The 18,742-nt window shown below is 70.2% G+C and carries 16 protein-coding genes and 1 tRNA gene; 14 read left to right on the forward strand and 3 right to left on the reverse strand.

Going from position 1 to position 18,742, the window contains the following annotated elements; all coding sequences use genetic code 11:
- The first annotated feature begins 321 nt into the window (after positions 1–321).
- The 14 genes from ACDP63_RS18355 to ACDP63_RS18420 all read left to right on the forward strand — a co-directional run bounded on the left by ACDP63_RS18355 (position 322) and on the right by ACDP63_RS18420 (position 15,460).
- A complete protein-coding gene (locus ACDP63_RS18355) occupies positions 322–1,623 on the forward strand; it encodes an efflux RND transporter periplasmic adaptor subunit (RefSeq protein ID WP_024845214.1) in 1,302 nt (433 codons plus the stop codon).
- Positions 1,624–1,660: 37 nt separating this feature from the next.
- A complete protein-coding gene (locus tag ACDP63_RS18360; protein WP_024845215.1) occupies positions 1,661–4,783 on the forward strand; it encodes an efflux RND transporter permease subunit in 3,123 nt (1,040 codons plus the stop codon).
- A 144-nt stretch (positions 4,784–4,927) separates the two neighbouring features.
- Positions 4,928–6,331: a LapD/MoxY N-terminal periplasmic domain-containing protein gene (locus tag ACDP63_RS18365; RefSeq protein ID WP_024845216.1), complete on the forward strand. Its 1,404-nt coding sequence runs from the start codon at positions 4,928–4,930 to the stop codon at positions 6,329–6,331.
- Positions 6,328–7,005, forward strand: coding sequence for a response regulator transcription factor (locus ACDP63_RS18370; protein WP_024845217.1), 678 nt, complete (start codon positions 6,328–6,330; stop codon positions 7,003–7,005). Before ACDP63_RS18365 ends, ACDP63_RS18370 begins: the two co-directional genes overlap by 4 nt.
- Before the next feature lie 3 nt (positions 7,006–7,008).
- Positions 7,009–8,439, forward strand: a complete 1,431-nt coding sequence (locus ACDP63_RS18375) for a short-chain fatty acyl-CoA regulator family protein (protein ID WP_409928393.1) — start codon at positions 7,009–7,011, stop codon at positions 8,437–8,439.
- A gap of 106 nt (positions 8,440–8,545) precedes the next feature.
- Positions 8,546–8,908, forward strand: coding sequence for a response regulator transcription factor (locus ACDP63_RS18380; protein WP_024845219.1), 363 nt, complete (start codon positions 8,546–8,548; stop codon positions 8,906–8,908).
- 8 nt (positions 8,909–8,916) lie between these two features.
- Positions 8,917–9,159 (forward strand): hypothetical protein, encoded by a 243-nt coding sequence (locus tag ACDP63_RS18385; protein WP_024845220.1) that lies wholly within the window; start codon positions 8,917–8,919, stop codon positions 9,157–9,159.
- On the forward strand, positions 9,149–11,815 hold the full coding sequence (locus tag ACDP63_RS18390) for an ATP-binding protein (protein ID WP_024845221.1): 2,667 nt from the start codon (positions 9,149–9,151) through the stop codon (positions 11,813–11,815). Before ACDP63_RS18385 ends, ACDP63_RS18390 begins: the two co-directional genes overlap by 11 nt.
- A gap of 59 nt (positions 11,816–11,874) precedes the next feature.
- On the forward strand, positions 11,875–13,044 hold the full coding sequence (locus tag ACDP63_RS18395; RefSeq protein ID WP_024845222.1) for a FliM/FliN family flagellar motor switch protein: 1,170 nt from the start codon (positions 11,875–11,877) through the stop codon (positions 13,042–13,044).
- Positions 13,045–13,227: 183 nt separating this feature from the next.
- On the forward strand, positions 13,228–13,446 hold the full coding sequence (infA, locus tag ACDP63_RS18400) for a translation initiation factor IF-1 (RefSeq protein WP_010397442.1): 219 nt from the start codon (positions 13,228–13,230) through the stop codon (positions 13,444–13,446).
- 26 nt (positions 13,447–13,472) lie between these two features.
- A complete protein-coding gene (locus ACDP63_RS18405) occupies positions 13,473–14,105 on the forward strand; it encodes a Maf family protein (protein WP_231486862.1) in 633 nt (210 codons plus the stop codon).
- Positions 14,102–15,163, forward strand: coding sequence for a ribonuclease E/G (locus tag ACDP63_RS18410; protein ID WP_409928394.1), 1,062 nt, complete (start codon positions 14,102–14,104; stop codon positions 15,161–15,163). Before ACDP63_RS18405 ends, ACDP63_RS18410 begins: the two co-directional genes overlap by 4 nt.
- A complete protein-coding gene (locus ACDP63_RS18415) occupies positions 15,160–15,309 on the forward strand; it encodes a DNA gyrase inhibitor YacG (RefSeq protein ID WP_024845225.1) in 150 nt (49 codons plus the stop codon). The genes ACDP63_RS18410 and ACDP63_RS18415 overlap by 4 nt, the downstream gene beginning before the upstream one ends.
- A 75-nt stretch (positions 15,310–15,384) precedes the next feature.
- Positions 15,385–15,460: transfer RNA gene (locus ACDP63_RS18420), tRNA-Phe, on the forward strand.
- Positions 15,461–15,914: 454 nt separating this feature from the next.
- On the opposite strand, the gene ACDP63_RS18425 is transcribed toward ACDP63_RS18420, so the two are convergent.
- The 3 genes from ACDP63_RS18425 to ACDP63_RS18435 all read right to left on the reverse strand — a co-directional run bounded on the left by ACDP63_RS18425 (position 15,915) and on the right by ACDP63_RS18435 (position 18,736).
- Positions 15,915–16,217: a single-stranded DNA-binding protein gene (locus ACDP63_RS18425; RefSeq protein WP_024845226.1), complete on the reverse strand. Its 303-nt coding sequence runs from the start codon at positions 16,215–16,217 to the stop codon at positions 15,915–15,917.
- Between the two features lie 709 nt (positions 16,218–16,926).
- Positions 16,927–17,853, reverse strand: coding sequence for a LysR family transcriptional regulator (locus tag ACDP63_RS18430; protein WP_409928395.1), 927 nt, complete (start codon positions 17,851–17,853; stop codon positions 16,927–16,929).
- A 61-nt stretch (positions 17,854–17,914) separates the two neighbouring features.
- Positions 17,915–18,736: a sugar phosphate isomerase/epimerase family protein gene (locus ACDP63_RS18435; protein ID WP_024845228.1), complete on the reverse strand. Its 822-nt coding sequence runs from the start codon at positions 18,734–18,736 to the stop codon at positions 17,915–17,917.
- Positions 18,737–18,742 lie beyond the last annotated feature (6 nt).

Raw genomic sequence — 18,742 nt, forward strand, 5'->3', positions numbered from 1 at the left:
CGCAGGCCAAGGCCGGCGCCGGCAGATGGATCGCCTTCTGCAGCCACCAGAGCGGCCTCGCGCCGCCCATGGCGGACAGCCGCCCGCCGCGGTCTGCGTCAACAGCAAAGCGAAACCGACCGGCAGAGCCAGAGAGCGGCTTAAGTCACCCCAGAGCCCGCCCAATGATCGCGGAGTGGCTCAACGGGCCGCCCGCTGCCCCAAGCCTGCGGCCGGGTTTCGCCGGTGGCGCAACGTCGCGGACCGAAGCGGTTTCGGGATTGATCATCCCATGCGAAACTGTTCGTTATGCAACCGTCAGCAAATAGCCGGAGCAAACCGATGTTCGCGCTATCGCGCCGCATGGCGATTTCCGTGATCCTTCCGCTCGCGGCGGGGCTTTCTCCGATGGCCGTCCTGGCCCAGGATCCCTCGCAGATGCCGCCGCCGGCCGTGACCGTGGTCACGCTTCACGCCCAGGACGTGCCCTTGACCACCACCCTGCCCGGCCGCGTCACCGCCTCGGCCGAGGCCGAGGTGCGGCCCCAGGTCAACGGCATCGTCACCGAGCGGCTGTTCGAGGAAGGCAGCCATGTGAAGGTCGGCGACCCGCTGTTCCGCATCGACGCCACCACCTACCAGGCCACCGTCGCCCAGGCCGAGGCCGCCGTGGCCCAGGCCCGCGCCCAGGCCGAGGCGGCGCGCCGCGAGGCCGAGCGCGTGGGCGCCCTGCGCGACCGCCGCGTCGCCAGCGAAAGCACGACCGACAATGCCATCGCCGCCCGCGATTCGGCCGAGGCCGCGGTCAAGGTCGCCGAGGCGCAGCTGCAGACCGCCCGCATCGAACTGGAACGCACCACGATCCGCGCCGAGCTGGACGGCGAGATCGGCCTGGCGCAGACCAGCCAGGGCGCGCTGGTGACGGCCAGCCAGCCGACGCCGCTTGCCGTGATCCGCAAGCTCGACCCGGTGCATGTGGACGTGACGCAATCGGCCGCCGAACTGATCCGCTTCCGCCGCGAGATGGCGGCGCAATCCGCCGAGGGCCAGCCGGACCGCAAGGTGACGCTGCGCCTGGCCGACGGCACCGAATACGCCCAGGAAGGCCGGCTGACCGCGGCCGAGCCCTATGTGAACGAGACGACCGGCGTGGTGACGCTGCGCCTGGCCTTTGCCAATCCCGACCGTACCCTCTTGCCGGGCATGTATGTCCAGGCGGTGGTGCAGCAGGCCACGGCGCGCAACGTGATCCTTGCCCCGCAGGAAGGCGTCACCCGCGACCGCCGCGGCCAGCCCGTCGCGCTGGTGGTCAATGCCGACAATGCGGTCGAGCAGCGCCAGCTGACCATCCTTCAGGACATGGGCAATAGCTGGATCGTCAGCGCGGGGCTGCATGACGGCGACCGCATCGTGGTCGAGGGCCTGCAGAAGATCGGCCCCGGCATGACCGTGACGCCCGAGGAACGCCAGGCCGCCGCGCCCCAAGCCGCGGCAGGCGGGGCCGCCGAAGCGGCCGCGCCCGCAGCCGGCACCGGCGAACAGCCCGCGGGGCAATCCCCGCAAGAGCCCGCAGAGCAACCCGCCGCGGAAGCCGCGGGTGCAGAGACCGCAGCCGAGGCCGGCGCCGCACAGCCGACGAACTGACCCCGGACGCCGCGAGGGAACAGCACAGGAACCGCACATGGCCCGCTTTTTCATCGACCGTCCGGTCTTCGCCTGGGTGATCTCGATCCTGATCATGGGGCTCGGGCTTCTGTCGATCGCATCGCTGCCGGTGGCGCAATATCCGCAGATCGCGCCGCCCTCGGTGACGATCCGCGCCACCTATCCCGGCGCCTCGGCCGATACGGTCGCCAATACCGTCACCCAGATCATCGAGCAGCAGATGACCGGGCTGGACGGGCTGCGCTATTTCTCGTCCAGCTCGACCTCGGCCGGAACCTCGACCACGACGCTGACCTTCGAGACCGGCACCGATCCCGACATCGCCCAGGTGCAGGTGCAGAACAAGCTGGCGCAGGCCACCGCGCTTCTGCCCGAGCCGGTGCAGCGCCAGGGCATCACGGTCGAGAAATCCGCCTCGGGCTTCCTGATGGTCGTCGGCCTGACCTCGTCGGACGACCGCTATGAACAGGTGGACCTGGCCGATTACCTGATCTCGAACCTGGTCAACGACCTTTCGCGGGTCGATGGCGTGGGCTCGGTCCAGGTCTTCGGCGCGCAATATGCCATGCGCATCTGGCTGGACCCGTCGAAGCTGGCCGCCTATGAGCTGACCCCCTCGGACGTGGTGGCGGCGGTCTCGTCGGAAAACGCGCAGATCTCGGCCGGCTCCTTCGGCAGCCAGCCGGCGCCGCAGGGGCAGATGCTGAACGCCACCATCACCGCGCAATCGCTGCTCTCCACCCCCGAGGATTTCGAGCAGATCGTGCTGCGCGCGGAACAGGACGGCGGCCTGATTTTGCTGAAGGACGTGGCCCGCGTCGAGATCGGCGCCGAGGACTACATGACCAATGCCCGTTACAACGGCCAGCCGGCCTCGGGCATGGCGATCAGCCTGGCCTCGGGCGCGAACGCGCTGGACACGGCCGAGCGGGTCAAGGCGCGGATGGAGGAGTTCGCCCGCTTCTTCCCCGAGGGCATGGAATACGTCATCCCCTTCGACACCACGCCCTTCGTGCTGATCTCGATCGAAGAGGTGGTCAAGACGCTGATCGAGGCCATCGTGCTGGTGTTCTTCGTCATGCTGCTGTTCCTGCAGAACTGGCGCGCGACGCTGATCCCGACGCTGGCGGTGCCGGTGGTGCTGCTCGGTACCTTCGGCGTGCTGGCGGCGCTTGGCTTCACCATCAACACGCTGACCATGCTGGCCATGGTGCTGGCCATCGGCCTGCTGGTGGACGACGCCATCGTCGTGGTCGAGAACGTCGAGCGTATCATGGAAGAGGAAGGGCTGGAGCCGCGCGAGGCCACCCGCAAGTCCATGGGACAGATCACCGGGGCGCTGATCGGCATCGCGCTGGTCTTGTCGGCGGTCTTCGTGCCCATGGCCTTCTTCGGCGGCTCGACCGGGGTGATCTACAAGCAGTTCGCCATCACCATCGCCTCGGCCATGGGCCTGTCGGTGCTGGTGGCACTGACGCTGACGCCGGCGCTTTGCGCCACGCTGCTGAAGAACGAGCACGGCCACAAGACCCGCGGCTTCTTCGGCCTGTTCAACCGCGGCTTCGACCGCACCATCCATGGCTATGGCAATTCGGTGAACTGGCTGATCCGCCGGCCGCTGCGGATGATGCTGATCTATCTGTGCATCGGTGCGGCCATGGTCCTGCTGTTCCTGCGCACCCCCACCGGCTTTCTGCCCGACGAGGACCAGGGCATCATGTTCGTCCTGATCCAGGGCCCGACCGGCGCCACTTCCGAGCGCACGGATGCGGTGATCGACCAGATCCAGCATTATTTCGCCGAGAACGAATCCGCCAATGTCGAGTCCTTCTTTGGCGTCTCGGGCTTCAGCTTCGCCGGATCGGGGCAGAACATGGGCATCGCCTTCTTGCGACTCAAGGACTGGGACGAGCGGCCGGGTGCCGAGCAGTCGGTGCAGGCCATCGCCGGGCGGGCCTTTCCGGCGCTGATGGGCATCCGCGACGCCATGGCCTTCCCCATCGTGCCGCCCTCGGTGATCGAGCTGGGCAACGTCTCGGGCTTCGACTTCTACCTGCAGGCCCGCGCCGGCCAGGCGCATGAGCAATTGCTGGACGCGCGCAACCAGTTGCTGGGCATGTCCGGGCAGGACGGCCGCATCGCCTCGGCGCGACCGAACGGGCTGGAGGACGCGGCGCAATACAATCTCGACATCGACTGGCGCAAGGCGGGCGCCATGGGGGTCTCGGCCACCGATGTGGGCAGCCTGCTCTCGGTCGCCTGGGCCGGGCGCTATGTGAACGATTTCATCGACCGCGGAAGGATCAAGCGGGTCTATGTGCAGGGGGAATCCGAATCGCGCGCGCTGCCGACCGACATCGACAAGTGGCGGGTCAGGAACAGCTCGGGCGGGCTGGTGCCGTTTTCCAACTTCGCCGAGGGCCGCTGGAGCTATGGGCCGCAGGGCCTGGACCGCTATAACGGCGTGCCCGCCATGCAGATCCAGGGCAGCCCGGCGCCCGGCGTCTCGTCCGGGCAGGCCATGGCCGCGATCGAGGAACTGGCCGGGCAGCTGCCGGCCGGCTTCGACGTGGCCTGGACCGGGCTTTCGCTGGAAGAGCAGCAGGCCGGCAACCAGACCATGCTGCTTTACGGCCTGTCGCTGGCGGTGGTGTTCCTGTGCCTGGCCGCGCTTTACGAAAGCTGGTCGATCCCCTTCGCGGTGATGCTGGCCATGCCCATCGGCGTGCTGGGCGCGCTGGTCGGGGCCTGGCTGGGCGGCTTCGACAACGGCGTGTTCTTCCAGGTCGGCCTGCTGACGGTGATCGGCCTGACCGGCAAGAACGCCATCCTGATCGTCGAATTTGCCCGCGAGCAGGCCGAGCAGGGCAAGCCGCTTTACGAGGCGGTGGCCGAGGCGGCACGCCAGCGGTTCCGGCCGATCATCATGACCTCGGTCGCCTTCTCGCTGGGCGTGCTGCCGCTGGTGCTGTCCACGGGCGCCGGCGCCAACGGCCGCAACACCATCGGCGCCACGGTGCTGGGCGGCACGGTCTCGGCCACGGTGCTGGGCGTGCTGTTCGTGCCGCTGTTCTTCGTGCTGGTGCGGCGCGCGCTCGGCCGCCCCGAACCGGCCGAGCCCGCCGGCTCGCACGCCTGAGCCGGGCACCGCATCTCCAGGGGCCGGGACTGCATCCCGGCCCTTTCGCTTTGGCCCCTTCGCGGGACGCGCAGCCCGCTTGCCCCGCCCCGATCCGCATCCTAGTCTTTCCTTGGGGAGCCGCCGCAGGCGGCAGGGAGAGACATGGACGCAACCAGCCACATCGCGGCTGCCGATGACGCGCCGGCCCGGCACGGGCGGCCGCATGGCGTGGCGTTGCGGCTTCTGGCGCTTGGCGGCTCGGCCCTGGCCTGGCTTGCGATCTGCGCCGTCGTCGCCTCGGTGCTGGTCCTCAATGCCCGCGGCTCGGTCCGGGACGAGACCGGCTCGGCCTTCCGGCTGGCCAATGCCTTTGCCACGCTGCACCTGCCCACCGCCTTCGAGCGGCGCGACATGATGGAGCAGGCCGCCCGCATCGCCGCCGAAATCGAGGCGCAGCGGCACCTGTCCGCCGAGCTGCGCGACGCCTCGGGTCAGCCGGTCGCGCTGGCCCTGCCGCCGCGCCTGCCGCCCGGGCGGGTGCCGGAATGGTTCGCCGCGCTGATCCGCCCCGAGCCGCAGCGCGAGCTGATCGCCATCGCGCAATATCCCAATGTGCTGGGCGTGCTGGAGATCCGCAGCGATCCCCGCGACGAGATCGCCGAGGCCTGGGCCGATTTCCGGCTGATCCTGCCGCTGCTGGCCGCCATGGCGCTGGCGGCAATCGGCGTCACCATGGCCATCACGGCGCTGGTGCTGCGGCGGCTGGGGCTTCTTGGCGCGGCGCTGGACCGGATGCGGGCGGGCGATCTGGACCATCCCGCGCCGCAGACCGGGCTGGCGGAACTGGCGGCGCTGACCGATGGCGTGAACGCGCTGGCCGCACATCTGGCCGAGGAGCGGGCCGAGAACCGCCGCCTGCAAGGCCGGATGCTGACCCTGGCCGAGGCCGAGCGCGCCCGCATCGCCAGCGACCTGCATGACGGCATCGGCCCGCAGCTTTTCGCGCTGCAGGCGGCCGTGGGCCAGGCCGGCCGCGCCGCCGAAACCGCCCGCGATCCGGCCCTGTCCGAGGCGCTGGCCGCGGTCTCGCGCCACGCCCGGGCGATCCGGCAAAGCGCCCGCGCCGCCATCGACGACCTGCGCCTGGCCCCGGCCGAGGGCGCGAGCCTGGCCGAGATGCTGCAAGAGCTGCTGATCGAATTCGCCGAGATCGCGCCCGACACCGCCATGACGCTCGGCTGCCCGCCCGACCTGCCCGAGCCGGGCGAGGCCGGGCGGATCGCGCTTTACCGCTTCGTGCGCGAAAGCGTGCTGAATGCGCTGCGCCATGCCGCGCCGGCCAGGATCCGGGTCGAACTGGCGCGCGAGGACACGGGCATAACCGCGCAGGTCGCCGACGATGGCGGCCGCCCCCCGGCAGCAGAGCGCGCGGGGCTGGGCCAGACCGGGATGCGCGACCGCGCCGACGCTCTGGGCGGCCGCTACCGGCCGCCGCGGCGCGCGGGCGGCTGGACCCTGACCGAATGCCATCTGCCCTGCCCGACCGACCAAGGACCAGCCCGATGACCGCAACCGCCCTTGCCCCGCCCGACAAGCCCCTGCGCGTGCTGATCGTCGACGACCACCCGGTCGTCGCCGAGGGCTGGGAATGGATCACCCGCGGCCGTCTGGATTGCCAGGTGATCGCCGCGGCCACTCCCTCGCAGGGCTGGCGGGCCTGGCGGCGGCAGGCGCCGGACGTGATCGTCGTCGACCTGACCATGGGCGAAGCCAGGCTGGCCGGGCTGCGGCTGATCGAGCGTCTGCGCGCCGCGGGCGCGACCCAGCCGATCCTGGTCTTCACCATGCATCGCAGCCCGATCATCGCGCGGCGGGCGCTGCAGGCCGGCTGCAACGGCATCACCATGAAGGACTCGCCCTCGGAGGAGATCTGCGAGGCGCTGCGCGCGGTGGCGGACGGCGGTGATTACGTCCCGGCCGACCTGGCGCGCCGCATCGCCCTGCTGGAGCGGCCCGGCGCCACGCCGCCGCGCCCGCGCCTGACCCCGCGCGAGCTCGACATCCTGCGCGCCATCGCCGAGGGGCTCAGCTATCGCGAGATCGCCGAGCGGGCCAATATCAGCTACAAGACGGTGTCGAATGTCAGCCAGACCCTCAAGGACAAGCTGTCGGCGCAAAGCTTTGCCGACCTGGTCGTCAAGGCGATCCGTCACCTGGAGGAAACCCGCGACGGGATCTGAGCCATGCCACGTTCCTTGCCCCGCCATCCCGTCGCCCGCCCCCTGATCGGCACCCGCATCCGCGAGCGCCGCCTGTCGCTCGGCCGGCGCCAGACCGAGGTGGCGCGGCGGGCCGAGATCTCGGCCGCCTATCTGAACCTGATCGAGCATAACCGCCGCCCGGTCGGCGAGGAGCTGCTGTCGCGGCTGGCCGAGGCGCTGGAGATCGACGCGACCGAACTGGCCTCGGACCGCGAAGAGGCGCTGGTGGGCGCCCTGCGCGAGGCGGCGGCGCGCGCCGCCGACCAGCCCGGCGCCCCGGTCGAACTGGACCAGATCGCCGAATTCGCCGCCCGCTTTCCCGGCTGGGCCTCGGCGCTGGCCGGGGCGGCGCGCCGCGCCGATGCGCTGGAGCGCCGGCTGATCGCGCTGTCGGACCGCATGACTCGCGACCCCTATCTGCTGGCGACGCTGCACGAGGTGCAATCGGCGGTGACGGCGCTGCGCTCGACCGCCTCGATCCTGGCCGNGGCGGCGCGCCGCGCCGATGCGCTGGAGCGCCGGCTGATCGCGCTGTCGGACCGCATGACTCGCGACCCCTATCTGCTGGCGACGCTGCACGAGGTGCAATCGGCGGTGACGGCGCTGCGCTCGACCGCCTCGATCCTGGCCGAGACGCCCGAGATCGAGCCGGAATGGCGCGACCGCTTCCACGCCAACCTGGACAGCGACAGCCAGCGCCTGTCGCGCACCGCGCAGTCGCTGGTGGCCTATCTGGACAGTTTCGAGGACGAGGCGGTGCCGATGTCGCCGCAGGAGGAGGTCGAGGCCTGGATCGCCGCCGGCCAGCCCGAACCCGCGGATGCGGCGGAACTGGCCTCGGATGCAGCGCGGGCCATGGCGCAGGATCTCTTGGCGGCGCAGGCCCGCGACCGCGCCGCCCTACCCGACGCGGCGCTGGCGGCGGCTGTGGAAGAGGCGGGCGAGGCGGCGGGCGATCCGGCGCTGATCGCCGCGCGGCTGGGGCGGCCGCTGGAGCTGGTGCTGCGCCGGCTGGGCATGCTGCGTCCCGGCCCCTGGGCGCAGGCCGGGCTGGTGGTCTGCGACGGCTCGGGCGCGACGCTGTTCCGCCTGGCCGCGCCGGGTTTCGAGCTGCCGCGTCCGGGCGAGGGCTGCGCGCTCTGGCCACTGTTCGAGGCGCTGGCCCAGCCGCAATTGCCGGTGGCACGGCTGATCGAGACCACGAACGGCAACCGCTTCGCCGCCTGGGCGGTGGCCGAGCGGCTGCTGCCGATGGGTTTCGGCGGCCCCGCGCTCAGCCGGGCGCAGATGCTGCTCCACCCCGCCCCCAGCCGCGACGGCCGCCCGGCGCTGGCGGTGGGCCCGGCCTGCCGCATTTGCCCGCGCCCGGCCTGCGCCGCCCGGCACGAGCCCTCGATCCTGGGGCCGGTCTGATCCGGAGGCGGTCTGATCCGGAAGCGGTCTGATCCGAAAGCAGCCTGGTTTTGACAACGCCCGCGCCCGCCGCCATGATCGCCGCGAATCTCCAGGAGGGTCGCCCGTGACCGCAAGTGTCGATGTGCTGCTGATCGAAGACGAACCCAGCATCGCCGAGGCGGTCCGCTTCATCCTGTCGCGCGAGGGCTGGCAATGCGAGCAATGGCCCGAGGGCAGCGACGCGCTTCAGCGCATCCGCGCGCTGGCGCCGCGGCTGGTCATCCTCGACGTGATGCTGCCCGGCCGCAGCGGCGCCGAGGTGCTGGCCGACCTGCGCGCCGATCCCGAGCTGCAGGCGCTGCCGGTGCTGCTGCTCAGCGCGCGCGGCATGGCGAACCTGCCCCAGGGCGCCGACCGGACGCTGGCCAAGCCCTTTGCCAATGCCGATCTGCGCGCCATGGTGCGCGAGCTTCTGGACGCGGGCTAGGGTCGCGCATGCGCCGGCTGTTTCTGGGCCGCGACGCCTATCGCAAGCGCCGGCTGGGCGATGCGGCCCGCGTCCTGCCGGTGCTGTTCGCGGTGCTGGTGGTGTTGCCGCCGATCTGGCTGCCGCAATATTTCAGCTACGGCCGCGGCGCGGTCTGGCTGGCGGCAAGCTGGGCGCTGACCATCGCCGCGACCGCCGCGCTGCATCGCGCCATCGGGCGCGCAAAGCCGGAGGACGAGGATGACGCCTGAAACCCTGGGCGCCGCCTCGGTCGTCTATGTCGCGCTGATGTTCCTTCTGGCCCATGCCGCCGACCGCGCCGCAGCCGCCGGCCGCTGGCGCTGGATGGACCGGCCGGTGATCTATACTCTGTCGCTCTCGGTCTATTGCTCGGCCTGGACCTTCTACGGCGCCGTCGGCTACGCCACCCGCTCGGGGCTGGAGTTCCTGACCATCTATCTTGGCCCCGGCATCGTCTTCGCCGGCGCCTGGTGGGGCCTCAGACGCCTGGTGCGGGTGGCGCGGCTGCATCGCGTGACCTCGATCGCCGACCTGATCTCCAGCCGCTTCGGCAAATCCGCCGCGCTCGCCGCGCTGGTGACGCTGATCGGCGTGTTGGCCTCGACCCCCTATATCGCGCTGCAACTGCAATCGGTCTCGATGGCGCTTTCGGCCTTTGCCAGCAGCGGCCATCCCCTGCCCGGCAATATCGCGCTGTGGGTGGCGGTCGGGCTGGCCGCCTTCGCCATCCTGTTCGGCACCCGCAACCTGGCCGCGAACGAGCGCCACCACGGCGTCGTCATCGCCATCGCGGTCGAGGCGGTGATCAAGCTTGCCGCCTTTCTCGCCGTCGGCGCCTATGTGCTGTGGGGCATGGCCGACGGGCCGGCCGACGTGCTGGCGCGCATCGACCGCATGGCCGTCTCGGCCGGAGGCGAGGGCTGGCAGATCCGGCCCGAACGCTGGTTCACCCTGATCGCCCTGTCGGGCGCCGCGGTCATGGTGCTGCCGCGCATGTTCCACGTCCTGGTGGTCGAGGCCAATGACGAGAGCCGCCTGCGCCAGGCCGGCTGGGCCTTTCCCGCCTATCTGGCCGCCATGTCCTTCCTGGTGCTGCCCATCGCCGTAGTCGGCATGGACCTGCTGCCCAAGGGCTCGAATCCCGACCTTTACGTCCTGGCCCTGCCCCTGTCGCAGGGGCGCGACACGCTGGCGGCGCTGGTGTTCCTGGGCGGCTTTTCCTCGGCCATGTCGATGGTGGTGGTCAGCGCCATCGCGCTGTCGACGATGATGGCGAATCACTGGCTCGTGCCCTTGTGGCTGTGGCTGCGCCAGACCGCGCTGTCCGAGCCGGCCCAGGCACGCGAGGATCTGGGCACCTTGATGCTGAACGCGCGGCGGCTGGCCATCGTGGCGGTGATCGGCGCGGGCTGGCTTTACCACCGCACCACCGGCGGCACCACGGCGCTGGCCGCCATGGGCACGGTCGCCTTTTCCGGCATGGCGCAGGTGCTGCCCGCCATGGTCGCCGGGCTGGTCTGGCGCGGCGCGACCCGGCGCGGCGCCATCGCCGGCATCGTGGCCGGGGCGCTGATCTGGGGGCGGGCGATCTTCCTGCCGTCGCTGGGGCTGGCCGCGCCGCCGGCGTTTCCGGCCGGGATCGACGCCTTCGCCGGCGCGGTGCTGCTGGCGCTGGCGGTGAACCTGCTGCTTCTGGTGCTGATCTCGCTGGTGGATTTCCCCGAACCGACCGAGCGGTTGCAGGCGCTGTCCTTCGTCCATGCCATCGCCCCCGATGCCTCCGCCAGCGAAACCGCCCCGGCGATCCAGGCCGAGGCGCTGCTGACACTGGCCGGGCGGATCTGGGGCAACGACCACGCGCTCGAGGTGTTCCGCAAGGCCGCCGAGGGCCAGGGGAAATCCGGCTATCTGCCCGACCTGACGCCGCGCTTCCTGGCGGGTTTCGAGCGCCACCTGGCCGGCACGGTGGGCGCGGCAACCGCCTCGGCGCTGATGGCGCGGGTGGGCGGACGCGGCTCCGTTACCGTGGCCGAACTGATGGAGGTCGCGGGCGAGGCCAGCCGCGCGCGCGAGGACAACCGCCGGCTGGAACTGACCTCGGCCGAACTGGCCCGAACAGCCGCCATGCTGCGGGAAAGCAACGAGAAGCTGACCGTGCTTTCGGCGCAGAAGGACGCCTTCCTGGGCCAGATCAGCCATGAGTTGCGCACGCCCATGACCTCGATCCGCGCCTTTTCCGAGATCCTGATGGAGCCCGACCTGCCCGCCGCCGACCGCAGCCGCTTTGCCGGGATCATCCAGGACGAGGCCGGGCGCATGACCCGGCTGCTCGACGACCTGCTGGATCTTTCGGTGCTGGAATCGGGCCGGGCGCAACTGAAGCCCGGCATCGTCAACCTGCACGACCTGATCGAGCGCGCGCTGGCCGCGGGCGGCGCAAGCGCCGCGGGGCGCGATTTCGCCATCCGCCGCAACCCCGTGGCCGAGCATCTGCCGGTCATCACCGACCCCGACCGACTGTTGCAGGTGCTGATCAACGTGATCTCGAACGCGCGGAAATATTGCGACGCCAGCGAGCCGGCGATCCGCATCGACGCCCGCCGCAGCCCCCAGGGGGGAACCGAGATCGACATCCACGACAACGGTTCGGGCATCCGCCCCGAGAACCGCGCGCTGATCTTCGAGAAATTCGCCCGGCTGGACGACCCCTCGCGCGCCGGCGGCGCCGGGCTGGGGCTGGCGATCTGCAAGGAAATCATGGGCTTCCTTGGCGGCTCGATCAGCTATCTGCCGGGCCAAGGCGGCGCCTGCTTTCGCATCGCGCTGCCGCCCCGGCCGCCGCGCCCACATCGCGGGACGGAAAGTGCCGAAAATGCGACGGGTTAAACCTTTTCGCAACCGGTCCATGCCATCTTGCGCCAAAGCCAGCATCGATTCGGACCGCAATGGAAAGCGCAGCAAGGCAACAGTCGGACGACCCCGGACAGGCCGGGGCGGAACGGGACGGGTCCGCCGCCCCGGCGCCCGGCCAGGTCTTGCGCCGCCTGATCGCCGAACGCGACCGGGCCCGCGCGGCGGCCGGCCCTTCGGCCCGGCAGGTCGCGGAATTCCGGCTGGAACGTGCCGCCGCCACCGCCCTCGCCCGCGCGGCCGAGAAGCAATTGCACCTGCCGGTCTTCGTCGAAAAGGTGGAACGGTCGGGCATGGTGCTGGCCGAACTGCCCGAACTGCTGCCCGAGCGTGCCTTGCTGGCTGTGCTGGGGGGGCGGCGTGACGCGCTTGGCGTGGCCGCGCTTTGCCCCGGCCTTCTGGCCGCGCTGATCGAGATGCAGGCGATTGGGCGCGTCACCGCGCGCGCCGCGCCGCCGCGCAGGCCCACGCGGACGGATGCCGCGATCTCGGCCGATTTCGTGAACGCGCTGCTGGCCGAACTGGGCCGGGAATGCGCGTCGCAGCCGGGCTGCCCCGATTTCGGCGCCTTCCGCTATGCCACCTACCTGGACGATCCCCGCCCGCTGTCGCTGATGCTGGAGGATGGCGAAATGGCGCGGCTGGACTTTCGCTTCCGCCTGGGCAGCGGAGGGCAGCGCGACGGCCGGCTGATGATCGCCCTGCCCGTCGAGCCGGGAACGCTGGCCGATCCGCCGCTCGGCGCCGGAAACCCGGCGCGACTGCCCGCCCCATCCAAGGCCGCGCCCGCTCCGGCAACGCTGGCCGGGCCGATGCAGCAGGCGCCGGTGCGGCTGGCCGGCATTCTCTGTCGTCGCAAGCTGAGCCTGCATCAGCTGCGCAGCCTCACGCCCGGATCGCTGCTGCCCCTGCCCCAGAACGTGCTCGACGATGCCAGGGTGGAAACCGTGCACGGCCAGATTCTTGCGCGCGGACGGCTGGGCGAAAAGGACGGCTTCCATGCCATCCGCCTGCGCGGTACCGGCCAGGGCGTGGCGCCGGCGGCCCCTTTGCCTATGCAGGACGGCTGGCGGGCGGACAGCTTCGCCCCGCCGCCGGAGGGCGCAGCGCCCGCCGACCAGGCCGAATTGCCGCTGGCGGATCTTGACCATCCCGATGCCTTCCGCCTTGCCGAGCCGGTGCCGCCCCTGGTCAGCGCCGGATGAACCACCGCCGCGCCGCCCTGCCCGAATGCCGCAATCGCGCAACTTTTCCGCGAAATCCCGGCGCCGACAGGCCATCCGACCCAGGAAAGCCCGCCCAGGTCCAGATTCCCCTTGAAAAACCGCCCGTCTGGACGCATGTAGCTTGCGCCCGCCCAAGGCGCGGGTCATCCTACAGGAGAGAACATGGCCAAGGAAGAAATGCTCGAATTTCCCGGTGTCGTGAAGGAACTCCTGCCCAACGCGACATTCCGGGTCGAGCTAGAGAACGGCCATGAGATCATCGCGCATATGGCAGGAAAGATGCGCAAGAACCGCATCCGCGTCCTCGCCGGCGACAAGGTCCAGGTGGAAATGAACACCTATGACCTGACCAAGGGGCGGATCAATTACCGCTTCAAGTAAGCCCGCCGACCGTCCGGGAGCCTAGGATGACAGCGGTGCAAGATCTGCGGGATGCTGCCCAGTCCCCGCTGCAAAGCGCCGCCGCGCCGGCGCTGGTTCTCGGCTCGGCCAGTCCGCGCCGGCTGGAACTGCTGGCCCAGATCGGCATCGTGCCGGACAGGATCCTGCCGGCGGAAATCGACGAAGCCCCGCAGCGCGGCGAAAACCCCCGCGACTATGTGCGGCGCATGGCGCGCGAAAAGGCCGCGGCGCTTGCCGGTCACGCCGGAGACGCCGTTCTCTGCGCCGATACCGCCGTGGTGGCCGGGCGCAGGATCCTGGGAAAACCGGCCGATGCCGCCGAAGCGCGGCGCTTTCTGCAGCTGCTCTCGGGCCGCCGGCACCGGGTGCTGACCTCGGTCGCGCTGGCCCATGGCGGCCGGCTGCGCGAGCGGCTGGTGGAAACCGTCATCCGCTTCCGCCCCCTCACCGCCGCGCAGATCGACGCCTATCTCGCCACCGGCGAATGGCAGGGCAAGGCCGGCGCCTATGCCATCCAGGGCCATGCCTCGGCCTTTGCCATCTGGATGCAGGGTTCCTACAGCGGCGTCGTCGGCCTGCCGCTGGCCGAAACCGCGACGCTTCTGGCTGCCATCGGAATTCAAGGAAAAGCAATATGAAGGGACGCCAGATCGTCCTGGGACGGATTTTCGGCCGCGATGCGGCGGCGCTGATGCAGGACGGCAGGCTCGAGGATCTGATCGTCGATCCGTCCGGCGTCACCCCGCTTGCCCCCGGCGCGATCTGCCGCGCCAGGGTGGACCGGCTGATCAAAGGCCAGGGCGGCGTCTTCCTGCGCCTGCCCGAAGGCGCACGCGGCTTCCTGCGCGACCGCTCGGGCCTGCGCGAAGGCCAGTCCCTGCTGGTTCAGGTCAGCGGCTGCGCCGAGGACGGCAAGGCGGTTCCGGTCTCGGCGCGGCTGAATTTCCGCGGCCGGCACGTGATCGTGACGCCCGGAGCGCCCGGCGTGAACGTCTCGCGCCGGATTCGCGACGGCGCGCTGCGCGACGGGCTGGCCGGCCTGGGCCTGTCCGCCCTGGACGGCCGGGAAGATGCGCCCGGCATCGTCTTCCGCTCCGCCGCAGCCACGGCCGGAGACGACGAGATCGCGACCGAGCTTGGGCAGCTTCTGGAACTGGCGCAAGCCGTCGCGGCCGATTGCGAAGGGGCGCCCGAGCTGCTGCTCGACGCGCCCGAGCCTGCCGAACAGGCATGGCAGGATTGGGCCGACCCGCCGCCCGACGCCGTCGAGGACGCGCCCGATGCCTTCGAGGCGAGCGGGGCCGAGGCGGCGGCGCTGCAATTGCTGCGCCCGCGCCTGGAACTGGGCGGCGGCGCCTGGGCCGAGATCGAGGCGCTACGCGCGCTGGTCGCCATCGACGTCAATACCGGCGGCGACCATTCGCCGGCGGCTGGGCTCAAGGCAAACATCGCCCTGGCGCGCGACCTGTCGCGGCAATTGCGGCTGCGCGGTCTTGGCGGCCAGATCGTGGTGGATTTCGCGCCCATGCCCAAGCGCGACCGCGGCACGCTGGACCAGGTGCTGCGCGCCGCCTTCCGCCCCGACCCGGCCGAGACGGTGCTGATCGGCTGGACCGCGATGGGGCTTTACGAGATCAGCCGCAAGCGCGACCGCGTGCCGCTGTCGCGCCTCGCCCGGCCGGAGGACAAGGCATGAAATGCCCGATCTGCGGCAAGCCCGCCGCCGAGCGGTATCGCCCCTTCTGCTCGCGCCGCTGCGCGGATGTGGACCTGGCGCATTGGCTGCGCGGCGACTACCGCATTCCCGCCGAACCGGTTCCAGATAATGACGGGGAAGCGTGAAAAAGTTGTTTTTGGCTCTGGACAGCGGAGCGGCCCTGCCATAACAACGCGCCTGTCCGAAGCAAGACGCTCGGCGCCCGGATAGCTCAGTTGGTAGAGCAGCGGATTGAAAATCCGCGTGTCGGTGGTTCGAATCCGCCTCCGGGCACCATTCAACCCAATGAAAAGAGTTTTTTTTCCGGCCGGATTCCTGGAGCATCTTTGGCATCTCGCCTTCGTGGCACAGCGACGGCACGAATGCCTGCAGCGTGACACGAATTTTTGCACGGCGTGACAGCAAGATTTGCAGCAGACGGGTTTTGCTGAACATCCCCATTCAAGGCCATATTCAGGGCGGCGCTTTCGACCCGGCGGTGCGTCAACCCTCCTTCCCCCTCTCTCCCCGAAACTCGGTCACCAGCCCCCCATCAAGACGGTGACTGACCGACTTCGGATGCCATGTGCCTTTCAGTTCCGGCGCCGACCCTTCCAACTGGACCCTGGCGCCGCCCGGCAACGCTCGAACCCGGACATGGCGCAGGTGATTTTCATGGCCGCGCAGCCCGCACCTCGCAAGGCTGCTTCGGCGACGCGACATTCTGTCCGCAGAAACCGCGCATCAGGCATCAAACTGATAACGTTGAAAAAAGGCCGCGCCAACGGTGCTGGCCTTCCGAATCCCGCCGTTTCATGTAATGGATGCGGCCGCGGACCAGGCGTTTCATGCCGGTCTCGCAATAGTGCCGGATGGTCCAGCCCAGGCCGTTGAAGGCGACGATGCGGCGCCATTCCGCGTCCTCGACCTGATAGCCCTTCTCGTCGCGCACCGCCCGGCCTTCCGAACAGTGCGGGCGTGCAGTGACCGGCCCGAAGCGGGTGATGTCGGTTCCGGCGCGGGTGTTACCGGCGAGGATGACCATGTTCTGCATTGCAGGTCTTCATGGCTCGCAGGAGGAACCATTCCCCCGACGAGATCCGGCCGGGTCCATCGGGAGGCGCCTGCAGCCGGCGCCCTCCGGGCGGCAGCTTGCCCGCAAGGCCCGGAGTGGGGCGGACAGCCGCACGCCCCGCGCGGCAACACGGTCCGGAGCCTTGGGGTTGCTGGTGAAAGCCGAACGGCGTTAGGGGATCGGGCAGGCAGAGGGATTGGGCAGGCAGAGGGATTGGGGCGTCCGGCCGAAGGGGTCGACGAGCGAGACAAGGGCACATCGACCCGCCGATGACGCTGCTGGCCGGGCCAAACGCCAGCATGGCCAGCAGAAAGCCGGCATATCGCATGGCAAAGCCGAGCCTTTGCGACCGCCGGCCTCTGACCGCACCAAAGAGCGGGATGACGTGAGCCCCAGGCCAGGCTGGACGGGCAGAAACGCCGGACAGGGCAGCCGCAGGTGTCCGCCGGAATCCCCGTTCCGGCGGAATCCACCAGACGGATCGTTACGGCGTCGCAACCATACGGGCCTTGGAATCCGGCGCCGGAAACACGCTCTCGCAAGCGCAGCAGGCTCGTCAAAATCGACCCGGCCTCGGGCAGGTCGAGTTTCAGGCCGGCAACGATCGCGACCTCCAAGCCCCTGACGCCGGCCGCGCAGCCCTGCCGAGAGAAACGGCAGCGGGGGTCGGATCGGGTCCGGCCACCCGTCAGACCGCAGGCGCATCCCAGCTTTCCCGCGCCACCGCAGCGGCGAGTTCGCGGCGAAACCGGCCGACGGCGTATTCCGCAAAGCTGGAGAGCTGGCGATCCTTTTTCGTCACCACCCAGGCGGTGATACCGCCGGGCTCGGCCAATGGCCGGCGCACCACGCCGGGCATATAGACCTCGGCCACCGAAAATTCGTCGATCACCGCCACCCCCAGCCCGTGGCGCACCAGGCTGACCACCGTCTGCGCGAAGCGGCCGCGCATGGAATAGCGCGGCTCGATCCCCGCCTCTCGGAAGGGCTGGGCCAGGATCTCGCCATAGGGATCGGCCGGATCGACGCTGACAAAGGGCTCGCGCGCCAGGTCGTGGACCGAGATCGCCCGCTGCTCGGCCAGCCGGTGCCCCTCGGGGACGATGGCGACCAGCCGGCCATGCGCCAGCGGCGCGCTCGACAGCGCCGAATTGTCGATGGCCGAGCTCATCAGCACGAATTCGCCGCGCTCCAGCAGCAGATAGTCCGAGGTTTCCTCGATCTTCAGGATGTTCAGGTCGATGAACAGGTCGGGAAAGCGCGTGCGGATGCCGCGGATCGCCCGCGCCGCGATGAATTGCGCGATCGAGGGGGCCGAGGCGAAGGACAGCCGCACATCCTCGCCCTTGCGCAATGATGCGACGGCGGCGTTCAGATTCTCCATCTGGCGATGGACCTGATGCACCATCTCGAAGATCGCCGCCGCCTCGGTCGAGGGCACGAACAGCCCCGCCTTGCGCTCGAACAGGCGGATGTCCAGCGATTCCTCGGTATGCTTGACCAGCCGGGAAATGCCGGGGGCCGAGACGTTCAACAGTTTCGCGGCGCCCTGGATGGTGCCGGCCATCATCACGGCGCGGATCACCTCGACCTGGCGGAGAGTCAGTTCCTTCATGCGCCGATCCTAGCCGGGAACGCTGCGGATTTCTCGCGGAAATTCGCCGCGCCGATGCGGTTCAGGCCCGGCCCGCCGCACGCAGGATCGCCATGGTCGCGGCATGGGCCATGGCGGCGCGGCCAAGCGCATCGACCTTGGCGGCCAGGGCGCGATGCGGCACCTCGACGCTGACGGTGACGCCCTCGGGGATCGCCCGCGCCAGGCCGATCAGGTCGATGCCGCCCTGCCCCGGAAACAGCCGCTCGCCCCGCGCCACCCGGATCAGGCCCTCGTCGCTGGGGTCATAGGGCACGGCGCCGTCGCAGAGCTGCACATAGTTCACCCGATGGCGCGGCAGCGCCGCGATCTGCGCCAGCGTGGTGGCCGAGCGGTCGTAATGCAGCGCATCGACCAGCACGCCGCCGTTCGGCCGGCCGGCATCCTCGACGATGCGCAGCGCCGCGGTCAGGTCGGGCACGGCGGTCCAGGGCATGAATTCCAGGTCCGCCGTCAGCCCGTGCGGTGCGGCCAGCGCGCAGAAGCGCGCGAAACTGTCGGTCAGCCGGCCAAGGTCCGCATCGTCGCCGGCGACGAGGACATGTTTCGCCCCCAGCGCCTCGCAACGGGCACAGAAGCGGGCGAAAACATCCCAGTCGTTTTCCGGCTTCAGACGGACGATCTCGACATCGCCGACCCGGATGCCGGTATCGTGCAGCGCCGCGCGCACCTCGGCCAGCAGCCGGTCGTCGGTCAGCAGCGGATAATCCGGCTCGGCCCCCGGCGCGGCGGGCAGGATGCGCAGCCCGACCATCTGGTATCCGGTGGCGGCGGCGATGCGGACGGCCTCGACCGGGCCGGCTTCGAATGTGGTCAGGAAGGCCAGCGATAGCGGATGCGTCATCACAGC

This window comes from Paracoccus sp. P2, from assembly GCF_046335115.1.
Classification (GTDB): Bacteria; Pseudomonadota; Alphaproteobacteria; order Rhodobacterales; family Rhodobacteraceae; genus Paracoccus; species Paracoccus pantotrophus.

Bases quoted from the DNA above. Each gene is read 5' to 3' on its own strand.
- ACDP63_RS18355 (WP_024845214.1), top strand. From the start codon at position 322: ATGTTCGCGCTATCGCGCCGCATGGCGATTTCCGTGATCCTTCCGCTC.
- ACDP63_RS18360 (WP_024845215.1), top strand. From the start codon at position 1,661: ATGGCCCGCTTTTTCATCGACCGTCCGGTCTTCGCCTGGGTGATCTCG.
- ACDP63_RS18365 (WP_024845216.1), top strand. From the start codon at position 4,928: ATGGACGCAACCAGCCACATCGCGGCTGCCGATGACGCGCCGGCCCGG.
- ACDP63_RS18370 (WP_024845217.1), top strand. From the start codon at position 6,328: ATGACCGCAACCGCCCTTGCCCCGCCCGACAAGCCCCTGCGCGTGCTG.
- ACDP63_RS18385 (WP_024845220.1), top strand. From the start codon at position 8,917: ATGCGCCGGCTGTTTCTGGGCCGCGACGCCTATCGCAAGCGCCGGCTG.
- ACDP63_RS18390 (WP_024845221.1), top strand. From the start codon at position 9,149: ATGACGCCTGAAACCCTGGGCGCCGCCTCGGTCGTCTATGTCGCGCTG.
- ACDP63_RS18395 (WP_024845222.1), top strand. From the start codon at position 11,875: ATGGAAAGCGCAGCAAGGCAACAGTCGGACGACCCCGGACAGGCCGGG.
- infA (WP_010397442.1), top strand. From the start codon at position 13,228: ATGGCCAAGGAAGAAATGCTCGAATTTCCCGGTGTCGTGAAGGAACTC.
- ACDP63_RS18405 (WP_231486862.1), top strand. From the start codon at position 13,473: ATGACAGCGGTGCAAGATCTGCGGGATGCTGCCCAGTCCCCGCTGCAA.
- ACDP63_RS18410 (WP_409928394.1), top strand. From the start codon at position 14,102: ATGAAGGGACGCCAGATCGTCCTGGGACGGATTTTCGGCCGCGATGCG.
- ACDP63_RS18415 (WP_024845225.1), top strand. From the start codon at position 15,160: ATGAAATGCCCGATCTGCGGCAAGCCCGCCGCCGAGCGGTATCGCCCC.
- ACDP63_RS18425 (WP_024845226.1), bottom strand. From the start codon at position 16,217: ATGCAGAACATGGTCATCCTCGCCGGTAACACCCGCGCCGGAACCGAC.
- ACDP63_RS18430 (WP_409928395.1), bottom strand. From the start codon at position 17,853: ATGAAGGAACTGACTCTCCGCCAGGTCGAGGTGATCCGCGCCGTGATG.
- ACDP63_RS18435 (WP_024845228.1), bottom strand. From the start codon at position 18,736: ATGACGCATCCGCTATCGCTGGCCTTCCTGACCACATTCGAAGCCGGC.